The sequence below is a fragment of the Flavobacterium salmonis genome (assembly GCF_903819435.1).
Taxonomy (GTDB): Bacteria; Bacteroidota; Bacteroidia; order Flavobacteriales; family Flavobacteriaceae; genus Flavobacterium; species Flavobacterium chungangense.
This window is the reverse complement of sequence record NZ_CAIJDP010000074.1, coordinates 1-14,518: the sequence shown is the minus strand read 5'-3', so window position 1 is coordinate 14,518 and position 14,518 is coordinate 1. Positions and strand designations below refer to the sequence as shown.

At 32.4% G+C, this 14,518-nt stretch carries 12 protein-coding genes; 4 read left to right on the top strand and 8 right to left on the bottom strand.

The features are described from left to right. Window positions 1–32: 32 nt before the first annotated feature. The 4 genes from FLACHUCJ7_RS14515 (at window position 33) to tnpA (ending at window position 6,862) form a co-directional block, all read left to right on the top strand. Window positions 33–4,256, top strand: coding sequence for a hypothetical protein (locus tag FLACHUCJ7_RS14515; protein WP_180909381.1), 4,224 nt, complete (start codon window positions 33–35; stop codon window positions 4,254–4,256). Beyond that, window positions 4,240–5,337 (top strand): hypothetical protein, encoded by a 1,098-nt coding sequence (locus FLACHUCJ7_RS14510; protein ID WP_180909380.1) that lies wholly within the window; start codon window positions 4,240–4,242, stop codon window positions 5,335–5,337. Before FLACHUCJ7_RS14515 ends, FLACHUCJ7_RS14510 begins: the two co-directional genes overlap by 17 nt. Window positions 5,338–5,386: 49 nt before the next feature. After that, window positions 5,387–5,551 carry a hypothetical protein gene (locus FLACHUCJ7_RS14505; protein WP_180909379.1) on the top strand — a complete coding sequence of 55 codons (165 nt, stop codon included), beginning with the start codon at window positions 5,387–5,389 and terminating at the stop codon, window positions 5,549–5,551. An 864-nt stretch (window positions 5,552–6,415) separates the two neighbouring features. Further along, window positions 6,416–6,862 carry an IS200/IS605 family transposase gene (gene tnpA, locus FLACHUCJ7_RS14500; protein ID WP_180909378.1) on the top strand — a complete coding sequence of 149 codons (447 nt, stop codon included), beginning with the start codon at window positions 6,416–6,418 and terminating at the stop codon, window positions 6,860–6,862. Between the two features lie 258 nt (window positions 6,863–7,120). Here the strand turns inward: tnpA and FLACHUCJ7_RS25380 are convergent, their stop codons facing one another. From FLACHUCJ7_RS25380 to FLACHUCJ7_RS14465, 8 genes are all read right to left on the bottom strand, one after another. Continuing rightward, window positions 7,121–7,366 (bottom strand): IS1 family transposase, encoded by a 246-nt coding sequence (locus FLACHUCJ7_RS25380; RefSeq protein ID WP_262891027.1) that lies wholly within the window; start codon window positions 7,364–7,366, stop codon window positions 7,121–7,123. A 12-nt stretch (window positions 7,367–7,378) separates the two neighbouring features. Next, on the bottom strand, window positions 7,379–7,546 hold the full coding sequence (locus FLACHUCJ7_RS25375) for a hypothetical protein (RefSeq protein ID WP_230408836.1): 168 nt from the start codon (window positions 7,544–7,546) through the stop codon (window positions 7,379–7,381). 355 nt (window positions 7,547–7,901) lie between these two features. Continuing rightward, window positions 7,902–8,417 (bottom strand): general secretion pathway protein, encoded by a 516-nt coding sequence (locus FLACHUCJ7_RS14490; protein ID WP_180909377.1) that lies wholly within the window; start codon window positions 8,415–8,417, stop codon window positions 7,902–7,904. Window position 8,418: 1 nt separating this feature from the next. Beyond that, complete coding sequence (locus FLACHUCJ7_RS14485; protein WP_180909376.1) at window positions 8,419–9,615, bottom strand: PilN domain-containing protein; 1,197 nt, start codon at window positions 9,613–9,615, stop codon at window positions 8,419–8,421. Next, on the bottom strand, window positions 9,615–11,858 hold the full coding sequence (locus FLACHUCJ7_RS14480) for a type II secretion system protein GspD (protein WP_180909375.1): 2,244 nt from the start codon (window positions 11,856–11,858) through the stop codon (window positions 9,615–9,617). The genes FLACHUCJ7_RS14485 and FLACHUCJ7_RS14480 overlap by 1 nt, the downstream gene beginning before the upstream one ends. Window positions 11,859–11,890: 32 nt before the next feature. Continuing rightward, entirely contained in the window at window positions 11,891–13,294 is a 1,404-nt protein-coding gene (locus tag FLACHUCJ7_RS14475) for a GspE/PulE family protein (RefSeq protein ID WP_180909374.1), read from the bottom strand. 2 nt (window positions 13,295–13,296) lie between these two features. Continuing rightward, window positions 13,297–13,743 (bottom strand): general secretion pathway protein, encoded by a 447-nt coding sequence (locus FLACHUCJ7_RS14470; protein WP_230408835.1) that lies wholly within the window; start codon window positions 13,741–13,743, stop codon window positions 13,297–13,299. Between the two features lie 29 nt (window positions 13,744–13,772). Continuing rightward, a complete protein-coding gene (locus tag FLACHUCJ7_RS14465; protein WP_180909372.1) occupies window positions 13,773–14,171 on the bottom strand; it encodes a type IV pilin protein in 399 nt (132 codons plus the stop codon). Window positions 14,172–14,518: the final 347 nt, after the last annotated feature.

Below are 14,518 nucleotides of genomic sequence, written 5' to 3'. Positions count from 1 at the left end.
ATATTTCAAATTAATTAATACAATAGATATATATGAATCCAAAAATACTTTTGATATTAATTTTTCTAATTACTCCCACTTATTTTTTTTCACAAGGGTCAGAAACGGGACGTTTAAGTACTGGTCTTGTTTTTTACAGTCCTTTCGATGGGGCCAGCGTTCCCAGCGTTACACTAAAAAGAATATCTTTCAAGCAGGACAGTTCACATAATCCATATTTTGTGCAGGCAAATCTTAATTATCCTAGTGACCAGAGCATTGTGTTAAGTTCAGAATCTTGTTCCTTTATTAGTTACCTGGACCTCGAAGATAAACCGGAGAAACGTAATGCTGTATTTTGGTTTCGTATATCTGAGAACAAGAATGACACTATTAGTAAATCTGCAGCATTCGAAAACTTAAAAATTTACCTTTCGGCCGATAAAAGTTTAATTCTTAAAACTTGCCTGAAAGATGATCAACTTTCGCTTATGCTAGAAAAACAAAAAGATGTGGAGTTAAAAGAAAGTTCGACATTGGTACAATTACAAAAAGATACTTGGTATCTGCTGTCTGTTTATTATGATGCCAAAAAAGAATATGGACTAAAGCTGTTTAAGTATGTAGGATATTCAGTTGATGAAATACAGACAGTTTCTGAAAAGTCTGACATATTTTTTAAGGATAATTTAAAAAAAACAAAATCGGATCCTCATCTTTTTATAATGCTTAATTCTGCGAAAAATTCCACTCTAGCAGTCAATGATTTACGCATCTATGATCGAATTCTTGTTGACAAAGATTATGGTAAAATATGCAGCTATACAATTGATAATTATCTTGAAATAGCAAAATACGAATTAGCCTATACGTATAAAAAGATGGCTGATGAACAATTCATAAAAGAAGATACCGCCGCTGCAAATAAAAACTATTCTAGAGCAGCAAAAATGTTTAATTCTAACTTATCTAATTCGATCAATTATGATAATCTTGAGGAAGCTAATCCGCTGTACGCTACATATTATAAGTTATTAGGTAAGGATATTGAGTATCGACAGTCACTACTTAGTCAGGGATATAGCTTTTGGGGACAGGATTTCTCCACAATACCGCTATTTCCAGTGACAGAATTGGAAAATTTCAAGCAGGCATATGAAAATTTTCAAAATATATATAATGCGATACAGGTGTCTGTAGGTAAGATGCAGCTGCTTAATGAGGAACAAATGAAAGAGAATATAGCGAAAACTACTAAATCTTATCAAAGCAGCATTGCCAGTGTTGAGAAAATGAAGAAAGACTATGCTTTAGATTTCTACGAGGCACAGGATGAGGCAATAACAGCAAGAATTTCTAAAATAGGTTTTAGAAATAAAGAGATTGAAAATAAAGTGAAAAATTTTAATGAACAACTCGATAAAAATGAGGCTCAAATTAAAAGGACTATATCATCAATGGTTACCCAGTCCATAACAAGAATTCCCATAGATCCTTCTAAAGATCTTAACGCTAATCTTAAGGCTGTTGGGATTGGTATTTTAACAAATAATGCAGAATTAAGGAACTCTATTTTGGGCACTCAGAATGATTTCGTTAACCTTACCAATCTCTCTATAGATTATTATCAGAAATCAAAAAAGGCACTTACGGCTCTTAATACGGTAATTAAGGAAGGTATAAGTGCAGACAATCTTGTCACAATAGGCACAACGCTTTCAAATGTGGAAATTATTCCAAAAAATGAATGGACTACTCTGGAAGAAAACTACCAGAAAATAAGAGGTAATTATGCGGATGTAAAAAAATTTGAGGATAATGCAAAAAAAATGATTGCGGCGGCAAACTTTGTAAAAAAGCCTAACCTAAATAATGTATCTCAATTTATGGACTGGATGGGAAATTCAGGTTATTTTCCTGAAGGGAAAGATTATGGTGGTTTATATATGCAGGTGTGCGAGAACATTAGAAGAAAAAAATATGATTCTTTTTACCAGATTGGAACTCAACTTTTAGAAAAAACTGTTCCAGTAGATGTACAAAATAATATCAATACTCTTAAAGCCAAGTGTGATAATGCACAGCCTATTGAATCAATCATAGAACAAATAGAAAAAGACAAGGAAGGAAATATAACGCAGGCATTGGGAGACATTATTTTCAGCGAGGATTTATGGCCTCAGATTTATGATTTTAAGATACAGGGCTTTATAATGACAGGTATAAGCAACACTCTTTCAGCAGAGGATAGTCTGGAACTCAAAAAGAAACTTCTCATGGCTCTATTTTCTAAAACACCTGACATGGGCTTATTGTTCTTTCCTCCAAAAGCCAGGGAAGTTATAAAGACACTGCTTGATATACAGGACGACAATCTTCTGATCAGTCGACTAGGTGAAGCAACAATTTTATCTAGTCCATCTAAGAATAGGTTACTGATTTATATCGATGGATTAGAAATATTTAGTATAGAAAAAGATTCAATTTTTGTGGGAGGAGAAAAATTTATATTTGCCTATAACAGTATAGAGAAACAAAGTCATAAGTACTTAAGTGAATTGAACTTACTATTTAGTGATGCCTCTCTCAGAAAGGATCTTATGAAACATATACAAGTTTCTGAATGGTACAGTTTTCTGGGGCCTGAAAGCATATATAATACTAAATCAATTTATAAAAAAGTCATCGATAAACTCCAGGTTAATGGTAAATTAGATATAATTAATTCTATTAAAACGGATGGCCAGAAAACTTTTATAGGTGCAAACGTGGCCAAAGCCTATATGGATGATAGTAGAATACCTAAAAAAAAGCCATTACTGAACCCGGAAGAGTTTTATCAAGCCGATGCATCGAATGGTGTAAAAGATGATACAACTAGGGAAATGGCTGCTAATGCGATCAATATGGCCTTTCCAGGCTATGGTACACTGGCCAACCAGGGTCTGGTAATCGCGGGAAACATATTGGATAGTTATGATATTGTAGACAATTTGAAAAATCTGTACAAAGAGCAGCAATCTCTTCATCTCGAACTTCTCGATCAGATGGAAAAACTAAAATCAAACAGCTTTGACAGGAAGATCGCTAATTTTGAAAAAGATATTGCTGATATAAATTTAGAACTTGCAAATAAGCAAAAGGAAGAATTTTCAAAAATGCAATTTGATATGATTGCAGACGAACAGATCGAAAGAAGAACTCAGCTCAGTTACCAACTGCCCATTTTTTTTTATTACACCGAAAAACTCCGTTATTATTGCACCAGATTGTTCAGAGCAAGTACATTCTGGTACGGGCCAAAAAATAAGCTAGCCGACATAATTGAAAAAGATCAATCTAATATTCGTCTCACACTTGATCAATCCATTAATCTTTACAGCTGGATAAAGGAGCCAGATATTTCTAGTATGAGACAGGACTTAGATCTAATCGAAGCTTACTGGAGGAAGCAATATTCCCTTATAACTGATGGTGAAACTGCAAAAAAGATTAAATATGGCAGCGTCGATATTTTAACACATTCATTCCAAATAGATAAAAATAGCAGTCCGTTTATTGTTAAGTGGTATGAGTTTAACGAATGGAAAAAGAAAATTAAAAATGGCCAAAAAATTGATGATTTTGAATTTGATATAGACATGCCAAAATATATAAGAGATAATATTCGGGATTATGAAATCACTGATATTGAACCAAAAGTGATATCTGTAGCTATGGCAGCTTTAAATAACAGAAATGGCATTGTTAATTCTCCTGGACCTAATTTAGAGATATTCCACCCCGGAATTTCCGTAAATAAATCTGGTAATATTTCTGTTCTTCGAAAGCAGACTAGTTCCATGACAGCAAACAAAATAGAAATCAATACTGACGGAACGCCTAATATTTGTGAAACTCCGCAAAGTGTGCAAAAGAGATGGGAACCCCAGGAATATAAAGAAAATGTCTTTGAGGGATATGACTTAGATACTAAATGGAAAATTACGGTAAAAGCAAATCCAACCTCAGTAAATATTGAAAATATTATTGTGCAGTTTTTCTATCAGTATAAAAAGAGTAATTATATCCCAGAGCTACAATCCAAGACTTCCTATCAGGTGCATATTGAATACAGTGAAATTCTAAAGCAGGATTTTAGAATAGACCTGACTCTGGAAAAAGCAAAATCAATGAAAGAAAGTCTGGATGAGGCAAAAAAAAATAATAAAATAGTATCGGGTGATTTAAAGGAAATTATTAACAAAAATAACACACAGGATGTATTTAGCAAATAAGACATTATTTCTAATATTAATTTTACCATTTTTAAGTTACTCTCAAATTCAGGAGGGGATAGTTAGTTATGAAGCTTCAAATCCGGTAAAAGTTATTTTAACAGGAGCATATAAGCCTTCCATTACGCTTGGTGATCAGGTGACAGTGAGGCTTTCAGGAAAAGTAAATTTAAGGCCATATGAAGTTGAGAAAAAAAAAGGCGGGTTTTTAGGAATTGGTGCAAAACGATATAAAGAGCGTCATAACAACGAACTAAATGCGGGTAATTTTAAAACTGTTGTAGCCTTAACTGATACAAAATATAGCACTAGCGAGGGTATTGAGCGACGGATTATATTTGATAATTCGCAGCTTTTGCCAGATTCTGATGAATACAAGGAGATAAAAAAGGAATTTTTTATCTCAGCCTTCATCGCTGAAAGTGGCAAGAATCCCTATCTGGGGTGGTCTCAATTAAAACTGTCAGTTGAAATTGAAACTATTGGCAGGATAGAGTACCTAATAAAACTTTTAGAAAAAGAAAAGCTACAAACATTTTCAGCTATCCAGCCTTTTTTAGAAATGGGAAATGTTGTGCGTCAGCATCCTAATGAATTAGCTAAGGAATTGGTTGCATATTACAAGGAAAAGCAACCCGGAATATTGGCAAAAATTAAACAGGATCTTTACGAATACCTGTTAATTAAATCCCCAGCCAATCTATCTATTAGGTCTGAATTAGCTCTTACTTACTCAGAGAGCTGGCAATTTAAGACGGCTAATGCGGAGGCAAAAAAAGTAATTTCAGAACTGCAGAATAAAAATGAACAGGACTTACAAGATATTGATAAAGCTGCATTTGCTACATCTTATTTAGTCCTTGCAGATGTTGTTGTCAATGAAAAGATGAGTACACAAACTAAATCGCAACTTTTGGGAGCCCGTTACTATGGAATTTCTGCAAATTACTTCAAAGCTATTGGTAATAATACAGATTATATTAAAACACTTTTGAAACAGGTTAAATGTCTACAGTCAGTAAGTACAATAGAAGCATTGTCAGAGGCGGCAGATATACTTGAAAATTATTTAAAACCTTAGTGAAATTTGAGATGTTCGTAATGCACAATCAGATAAGCTAATAACAAAAATGCGCATTATTTTACAGATAAAATTATTAAGAAGTTGTTTAAACCTGAATGGCGGTAATGAAAGAGAAGCAGGATTTTATTTTGATTTGTCAAATGACACTGCATTTGTGGAATTTAATTTTCAGTGCGAAACTTCAATTGCAAAATTACAAGAAACCGTATGACGAGAAGCTACTGAAGAAGAAATTGAGCAGGCAAAAAAGATGCCTTTTTCTGTCGATTATGTCTTTTGTTCTCATTGCGAAAAAATTTTTACAGAAATAGAAGAAAATTTTATTGAAGATATTCTGCCTAAGCATGTATTGTCATGCAAAACATTATAATATTGAACCGGCTCATAAGGACGTTAAAAGTTTAGAAGACTTATCAAGTGCTTTATCTGAAGGTAATAAATACGATTATGTATATTTTGCGGGCCATGGTAATGGACAATGTCTAGGTGATAATAAAGGATTTTTTATCACATAGTCTGCAATAGGTTTTATAATTTGTGACTCAAACTGTCTACAAAACGGAGCAATTATAATGCTCAATTATAAGACACTGATTCATATCAACTTATAGATTTAACCTCTCAGTTTACGATAAATTTGACTGATAAACACCAGTATTACTGGGATTAGATTTCAGTTCGAAGACCTCTTTCCTCCTTCCTATCAAAAGTATAGATACCCTTTAATTTCTAAACGGAAAATTGTTTGTTAAATCCACCAATCTAAGTTTTGTGGCATAATCGTGGCACATGGTATTTTTGGAAACTAGAAATCCAATAAAATAAGGCTCTAAGAAGTTTAGGTTCGAAACTTTTAGACTCCTTTTCTATTGTTAGTGATTTTTTTTAAGAGATTCGAGTCCTATTCCCGCTAAACTTTAAAGTAAAAGCCTGAGAAATCTAGATGAGGGCACTGAAAAAGTGGCTATTTATCAAAAGAGGTTGTTTTCAAATATGAAAACAACCTCTTTTTCTTTAATCTCTAAGGGTTTAATTCCCCGAAGCTCTGCTTCGTTTTTTTTCTTATTATTTTTATGTGAGTGAGTATATCCATAAGAGCCATAATGTTTCTGTTTTGTTGTATCATTTTGTTTGTCCAGCAAAATATAGGCGTGTTGTTTTTAGTTCAGGTGTAGAGAAGACGTTGAAAGATATTTGTTTGGAAATCGCTAAGCGTTATGACATATCGTTTATAGAGATTGGCACTGACCAAGATCATGTTCATTTTCTGATTCAAAGTGTTCCGACAGAGAGTCCGACAAAAATTATCAGGACAGTAAAGAGTATTACTGCAAAAGAAATCTTTAAGTTTCATCCAGAAGTAAAGCAGAAATTATGGGGAGGTGAATTTTGGTCTAAAGGTTATTATGTAAATACAGTTGGTCGTCATGGAGATGAAAATACGATTCAAATTTATGTGAAATCACAAGGTAAAGAGAAAGAATACAAGAAATTACATTCTCAACAGCTCTCGTTGTTCTAATACCTCGGTGGCTCTGCCCCGAGGTAGTTTATTGTATTCGGATAGGTGATGGAGAACACTTTCGTACAGACGATTCTCAGAGCCTCCATTTTACTTGTAAAATTACCTTTTTAATTTTAAAGGACTTTTTCAGTGCCCTCATCTAGATTTCTCAGGCTTTTTTGTGGTTCGATAAATTTTGCTTCAATTTTTTAAAAAATTTAAACGCCTGTATTTTCAACGAACTTTGGTAAGAGAATTGTTCTTATATTTTAAAGCTCAAATCCAAAAATAAATCTTTAATATGGCAATCAAAACTACTAAACTTTTACTGAAGCAGATTGTCCTGCGGTTGAGTCTTTTCAGATGAGTCCTGAGTGTCAAATTCTTTCTTTCAATATCGTTTGTCCCGAAACGTTTTACTGAATGTAGTTTCTCTTCGATCAAATATCGATAGTTTTTCAATCTGTCCGTAAATGTCTCTTTAGCTTCTGATAATTTTAGAGTTTCCAAAACACGACTCAGCGTTTTATTGGTTCATTTCCCAACATTAAAACTGACAACTGTTTTAGAATTCCTTTCCAATGCATAAACCAGCCAGATATAATTTTTCTTGTGTCTGATATAAGTGCAAAGTTCATCTACTTCATAAGTTTTACCTTTGCTGATAATTGGCTGGAAAACCATAAAATATTTTTTAAACATACTAATAAAATATTTTTTAACATATTTAAATTATCTACAAAACCTTAATTGCATTGATATTATGATAATCTCATCTTTAATAAATAATACGCAGACTGGTTCAAATGTGATTGCCAAAAAAATATTAAACTTGTTTTTTTTGGAACTTATCACTCTTAAATACTTTTATTTTTCATTTTTATCAGGACTGAAACGAATTCATAATCCTGAAATTAACAAAAAGTTTGGATGAGTTTCTTTCAGTATAAGAATGCCATTGACCGATTTGATCTATCAAAAATTAAAGAAATAAATTCGTAACACTGCTATATTACACATTAGTTATGATTATAAAAAAAAAGTACTTTACTTTATATCACTGTTTTTTTTCTATAATAACCTCTACTGTCAATTGATCAATATTAGTTTTAAAGTTTCTTGTTTTGATAAAATTAAGATATTTAATATTTCCCATTGAACGATTATTCTCTATGTTATTAAGTAATGCCAAACATCCATTAAAAGATCCTTCTAAAGAAAAAATATAACTCGTTGTTGTGAATCCTTTTTGAGATATAATATGTGGCTGCTGAAAATCTACGATTTTTAACTGGTAATTGTCACCGTAAGAAGTCAACTGTCTTAATAAATCGTTCTGAAACGATTCTGAAACATTTATATCATAATTCGCTAATATATGATCTAATTGCTTTTCTTTTTGAATAAGCTGCTTCAACAATTTGGGCATATTGCTATCGGCGGTAATTTCTTCCTGTTTGTTTTTATATTCTTTATAGTAATTTATTGTATTCGATATTGCAAAGGAGTAACAAAGATATAGCACTAAAAGAAACCCGACTATAAGCAGTTTGTTTTTATTATTGAGCCTCATATTATTTTAAGGTTAATTTTATTGAAAACACCGTTTCATTCGAATCGTTCTTTCCAAAATGTGTTATTAAAACCTTATCTACCCAATTTAACTTTTCAATATTTTCAATCCAATTTGTAAATGCATCATTGGCAATTGCTGCTCCTGAAATGGTAATTGTATTCTCTTGGGTAAGTATCGGTTCTTCGAACTTAATTTTTTTCTCTAATGGATTAAAAGTCATTTCTGTCAATAAGATTGATGACGGAACCCTATTCGCAATTTCGTTAATAATCAATGAACTTTGAGAAGCTGTTTTTCCAACAATATTTTTAACCTTTTCTTCTTTTACTATAATTCTTTGTTTTATTTTGTTTACATCCTCAATGGAAGATTTATTTACCAATAATGTTTCTGCAGTTTCCTGAGCCAGTTTATAATAATGTGTAAAAAAAATAAAATTAACAACCAAAATAACCAACAAAACTCCAATTGCCATTTTTAAGCCTTTAGCAAAAAATGTTTTTTGATTGTAACCATCATATAGGTCGTCACTATAGGTTATTAAAGAACCTGTATTTACAGTTGCATTCATAAACAACCGCAAAATTCCTGAAAAAGCCAGCAATTGCCTGTTCTCTATCTGAAGGTCATTTATATTATATGTAATTACTGAATCCTGAACACGTGAGGAAAATATTTGTTGCTCTTCCTGCCTTGAGATTAGCTGATGATTTGTCTGTAAAACAGCTTGATCTGCATAATCGATAATATCTGCTATTGAACAAATACCCAGGCTGATTCCGGCAATTGTTATTTTTTGGTTTTCATAATATGAAACTATTTCATGCAAATACGATTTTCTGGCAATTGCGATTATTGATTTTGTTTTTAAGCGCCAGATTTCGAAATAAAAATCGTCCCAACTTATATTGGGAAACGCTTTGTGCAATAATTTTTCGTCAGAAGCATCAATTGAGGATACTTCTTTTTGAATTACCTGATTGGTATTGACCGTTAGGAAAAAAGGGAGTTTGGCATCCCATTTCTCAGCAATCTTACCGTTATAATTTACCCTGTCCTTTTTTGAAATTACAAGACCTTCTTTTTTCTTTTCTACTAACAACAAAGAAATTTTCTCTTCATTATTTAAAGTGAAATGCTCTATACCAATATAATGGCTGCCCAGCAACAAATTATTTAAGGATGGAATTCCCATTAGTAAATAACCGTAGGTTTAATTAATACTGATAATTTTTTCTTAGAATCTTCGCGTTTACGGGAACTAAACAACCACTTGATTATCGGAATTCTGGATAATAAAGGTACTCCCGTTCCTGAATCGTTTTTTACAGACTCTTCCAGACCGCCTAATACAATTATATCCTGATCTTTCACACGGATTATAGAAGTAAATTCTCTGGAGTTTATACCCGGAGGCGCATCTTCATCTACTTTTTGTCCGTTGAAACTGGACTGGATAACTTTTACGTCCATTGTAATCTGTCCGTCTCCGGAAACTAAGGGCATGATAGTTACAGAGAGCTCAGCATCAATAGGCTGATAATTTTTAACTTCTGATGCCTGCGGAATCTGCGAACCATAATAATTTTGATTCGTCACCACATAATAAGTCGTTTCTCCAATAGACAAGTATGCTTTATGCCCGTTTAATGTCGACAATCTTGGGGAGGAGCGGATTTTTAAATTTCCGTTACTCTCCATTGCCTTAAGACTCAAATAAAAATTAGGAACTACTTTTCCTATATTCAAAGACCCAAATCCGTTAAACCCATCGATAATATTGTTTATTGTCTGCGCTCCTAAGTTAATATCAGCAGTCGGAAATACAGTCCCTGTTGTAGTAACAGGTTTCTCTCCTATTCCTGCCTTAATTCCGGTTTCAACTGTAGCACTTTTATTGACCTCCAAAAGCATCACTTCGATCAATATGACAGGAACTGCCTTATCAATGTATTTTACAAATGATTCAAAACGTTCGATGTTTGCTGCTGGGCCATTTACTAAAAAGCTATTCAGTTCCTTATCAATTTTAATATCGAGATCCTTTTTTATTTCATCAGGGATTATGCTCAGAATCGATTCTGAAGGACTACTTGAAGATGAAGAATTGCTGCTGCTGACCGAATTGAAATTACTATTTTGGTTTTGATAATTGGAATTTCCCGTTCTATTACTGTTGTTATTGTTATTATCAAAAGAATTAAAATTAGAATAATTCGTATTGTTTGTATTGTTATTTAACCTTCCTGCGCTTCGGCCTTCTTTAGACGGATCACTCAGAATGTCAATTGAACGATACATTAACGGAATTACCTTAATAGTTCTAACAACTAATTGGTCTTTTGTCCCAAAATAATAAATCAAGCCACTTTTCATATAGGTAAACAACCCCGTAGAACCACTTGCATTCTGAGGTGCACCATTATTGTTGTTGTTGTTGTTGTTGTTGTTGTTGTTGTTGTTGTTGTTGTATTGGGATTGCTGTGCATTTGCGTTTGATAACCCTGAATTTCCCTCCTGTTTAATTTCAAATAATTTATTTAGCAGGGCATCAAATGAAATATTCTTTGCCTTAACAGTTGCAGTTCCTGCATTATCAAGCGGACTTGATATAAACATATCAATACCCAGCTCATGTCCTATATCATACACAATACTTGATATTGCAGTATTTTCGAAATCAACATCCAGTAATTTCTTTTCTGCATCTACTACCGTAAAAAAGAAACTTGATTTTCGTGAACGCTGGGGCTTATTTTGACGAATTGAATTGGCATCTGTAGTTGTTTCTTTAGAATAATTACCATCTAATTGGTCAAAAACATAAAAGTTATCTCTGGATTTAGAAACTGATAAATTATTAGCAAATGCAAGTTTATTCAATGCTGCATCAAAAGGCATGTTTTTAATATAAACTGTCAGCAATTGATTTTCTAATCCGGGAGCAAAAACAAGATTTTTATCACTTACATCCATTATTTTTTTGAAGACTCCATACAACTGGTCTCCTTTTAAATTCAATGAAAGTAAATTATTAGGCAAATCATAAGAAACTTCAATTTCTTTCTCTAGTATTTTTTCTGCAGGCTTTACATATGATTTTATAGAAAGTATATTTCCTGTGAAATCAATTGTTAAGTTATATTCTTTACAGAGAAATAATAAAACATCACCAACCAAGACATCCGTAAAATTATTCACAATATTAATCTGGCTTAAATTGGGAGCCATACTAATATTAATTTTATGAACTTCAGAAACTGCCATCAAAAAACTTGAAAGAGAAGATTCTTTAATATTAATATTAATTTTTTCTGTAAGCCCGGGTGCATCAGCACTTATTGCTTCAATATTATTTTTAAGTTGTAAAATCCTGTTTTCCTGAGAAAACGAAATTTGAAAAATTAATAGTAATAAAAATGTAATTATTTTTTTCATGAATTTAATCGGCTATTTTCTTTTAATATTTTCTATAAGAGTAAGGAAAAAACTTCATCAATAGAAGTTGTTCCATTTTTGATTAAGGACAAGGCATTTTTTTTCAATGTGAAGATTTCATTTTCTTCCAGATATTTATTAATATCCAATTGGTTATTTTTAATTAATGCTGAAAGTTCACTCCCGATGGGTAAAATCTCATAAATCGCTTTCCTTCCTGAATAGCCTGTATGGTAGCAGTTTTCGCATCCTACAGCAACATGGTGCTGTTTAAGATTTTCAGGTATAGAAAATCCTGTTGGAAAAAGCTCTTTTGAAACTTCTTCTTCTGTCTTGCAATGAATACAAAGCTTTCGAACAAGCCTTTGTGCCACACTTACATTGAGTGTACTTGCTATTAGAAATGACGGTATTCCCATATCAATTAGCCTTGAAATGGTTGCCCACGCAGAATTGGTATGTATTGTCGATAGTACAAGATGGCCCGTCAAAGCTGCACGAATGGCCATATTTGCTGTATTTACATCCCGGATTTCCCCAACCATAATAATATCAGGATCCTGTCGAAGGAAAGTTCTCAAAGTTGTCGCAAAATCCAGCCCTATATTTTCTTTTAACTGTACCTGATTGATTCCCTCCAGAGTATATTCAATAGGGTCCTCGACAGTTAATATATTGGTATTGGGCAAATTCAGCTTTTTTAATGTTGCGTATAAGGTGGTTGTTTTTCCCGATCCAGTTGGACCTGAAATAAGTACAATTCCGTTTGGTCTTTTAATATTTTCTAAATAGGCAGTTAATTCTTTTTCTGTAAAACCCAAAGAATTAATATCAATATGGCTGGTATCTTTACTTAAAATACGAAGTACTACTTTTTCTCCATGCAATGTTGGTAAAACCGATACACGAATATCAAAATCCTGATAATCAGTTACAATTGTTATACGCCCATCCTGAGGTAATCTCTTTTCAGATATATCAAGCTGGGCACGAATTTTAATTTTATTTACAATGATCGGATATTCTTCAACCGAAATATGAAATTGTTCTTTGAGTTTTCCATCCAAACGAAAACGTACACGTGCATTTTTCTCGTAAGGTTCAAAATGAATATCACTGCTTCCGATTTCCTTAGCATTTACCACAATTTTTTCCAGAAAATCATTCGTATAATGAATGTCTGAAACACGATTTGAATTTGTTTTACGATAATTTGTACTTAAATACCGATTGATATTTTCAGTACTCTCCTTCTCTAATTTGATTTGAAAATTCAACAAAACTGCCAGCTCATTCTGCAGGCTATCAATATTTTCGGTATCGGTTTTTAAAACCACAAAACCGTCTGATTTACCAGCAGGAATTATTCTGTAATGGTATGCCTGCTCCGATTTTACCAGCTGCTGAAACTCTATTGGAATATCAAAATTTGTCATTGTTAACAGGCGTATAAAAAGTTACTTTCACAGAAGAAAGTGATTCCGTAAACAACTCCAAAAAACAACGACATATAACCAGCCAGTGGTACTGTTTTTTCCCTGTCCTTTTGCGACAAGGCAAAATGCAGCAAAAGCGAAAAAAACAATGAAAATATAAACAGTACAAAAAAGGAAATTGTTGAAAAAGTGAACGAAATAAAAATGAAGAATAATACATCTCCTAATCCGAATGAGTTGCTAAACTCGATTTTTCTTAGTTTTGTATACATATAAGAAACCGATAATAAAAACAGCACCAATATCAGGTTTGTACCAATATTCAACAATATCGAATTAACTGGCAGTATAAAATATTGTATTGTCAAAGCAATAATACCTACCATTGGATATAGAAACCAATAGACCAGCCTTTCCTTACAATCCTGATATAAAATAGTAAAAAGCAAAAAGATAAGTATCAGTTTCAGAACCCACATTAGTCGGCAACAATTTGTTTTGGAACCCCATTCTGGTCTATTTCCCAAACATTAAAAACCCCGTTACCGTTAAAATCAGTAATAGCAGTAGCTTTCGCCTTGAATTCATTGTTGCTTGACTGTACAATTTCATAAGTGTAATTTGCAGCACCGTTATCCTTTGTAGTTTTAGGTGCCTCAAAATCTATTTCAGTAAAATCAGCACTGTATTTAGAATACATAAAATAGTACTGTTTCTCCGCATTGTATATCGATTTTAACTGTGTCTGAGCCTCTACACTTTTGGCTTTTGTTATGAGCGGCATCAGGTTCGGCAATGCTATTAAAAGTAAGATTCCGATTATAGCCAATACAATTAGCATCTCCTGCAAATTGAAAGAAGGTAACTTTTTATTCATTTTAATTTTCGTGAGAATTTGGGTCATTTACAGGCAAATGTAATTATTATTTTATAATATGAAATGGTATTATATAACTTGTTAAAAGAAGATTGTTTTTTTTAACTTTTCGGGATAGCTGATACGTTTTTTAATAAATTTCAAAATATATAGTTTCCAAACTTAGCAACATTTTTAAAAAATAATTATAAAATTAAAAAAATCACAAAGCATTATCTTACAAATACTTACAAATAAAAATTAAAATTTTAAACTTTTTTTTTAGTTTTTTGTTTGTTAATTATAGGTTTTTTTTTATTAATTAGCGTCTTTTTAACACTTATTAACATTTTACTTAAGTATAAATC

Coding starts and splice junctions, on each gene's coding strand:
- FLACHUCJ7_RS14515 (WP_180909381.1), top strand. CDS start 33: ATGAATCCAAAAATACTTTTGATATTAATTTTTCTAATTACTCCCACT.
- FLACHUCJ7_RS14510 (WP_180909380.1), top strand. CDS start 4,240: ATGTATTTAGCAAATAAGACATTATTTCTAATATTAATTTTACCATTT.
- FLACHUCJ7_RS14505 (WP_180909379.1), top strand. CDS start 5,387: ATGCGCATTATTTTACAGATAAAATTATTAAGAAGTTGTTTAAACCTG.
- FLACHUCJ7_RS25375 (WP_230408836.1), bottom strand. CDS start 7,546: ATGTTTAAAAAATATTTTATGGTTTTCCAGCCAATTATCAGCAAAGGT.
- FLACHUCJ7_RS14490 (WP_180909377.1), bottom strand. CDS start 8,417: ATGAGGCTCAATAATAAAAACAAACTGCTTATAGTCGGGTTTCTTTTA.
- FLACHUCJ7_RS14485 (WP_180909376.1), bottom strand. CDS start 9,615: ATGGGAATTCCATCCTTAAATAATTTGTTGCTGGGCAGCCATTATATT.
- FLACHUCJ7_RS14480 (WP_180909375.1), bottom strand. CDS start 11,858: ATGAAAAAAATAATTACATTTTTATTACTATTAATTTTTCAAATTTCG.
- FLACHUCJ7_RS14475 (WP_180909374.1), bottom strand. CDS start 13,294: ATGACAAATTTTGATATTCCAATAGAGTTTCAGCAGCTGGTAAAATCG.
- FLACHUCJ7_RS14465 (WP_180909372.1), bottom strand. CDS start 14,171: ATGAATAAAAAGTTACCTTCTTTCAATTTGCAGGAGATGCTAATTGTA.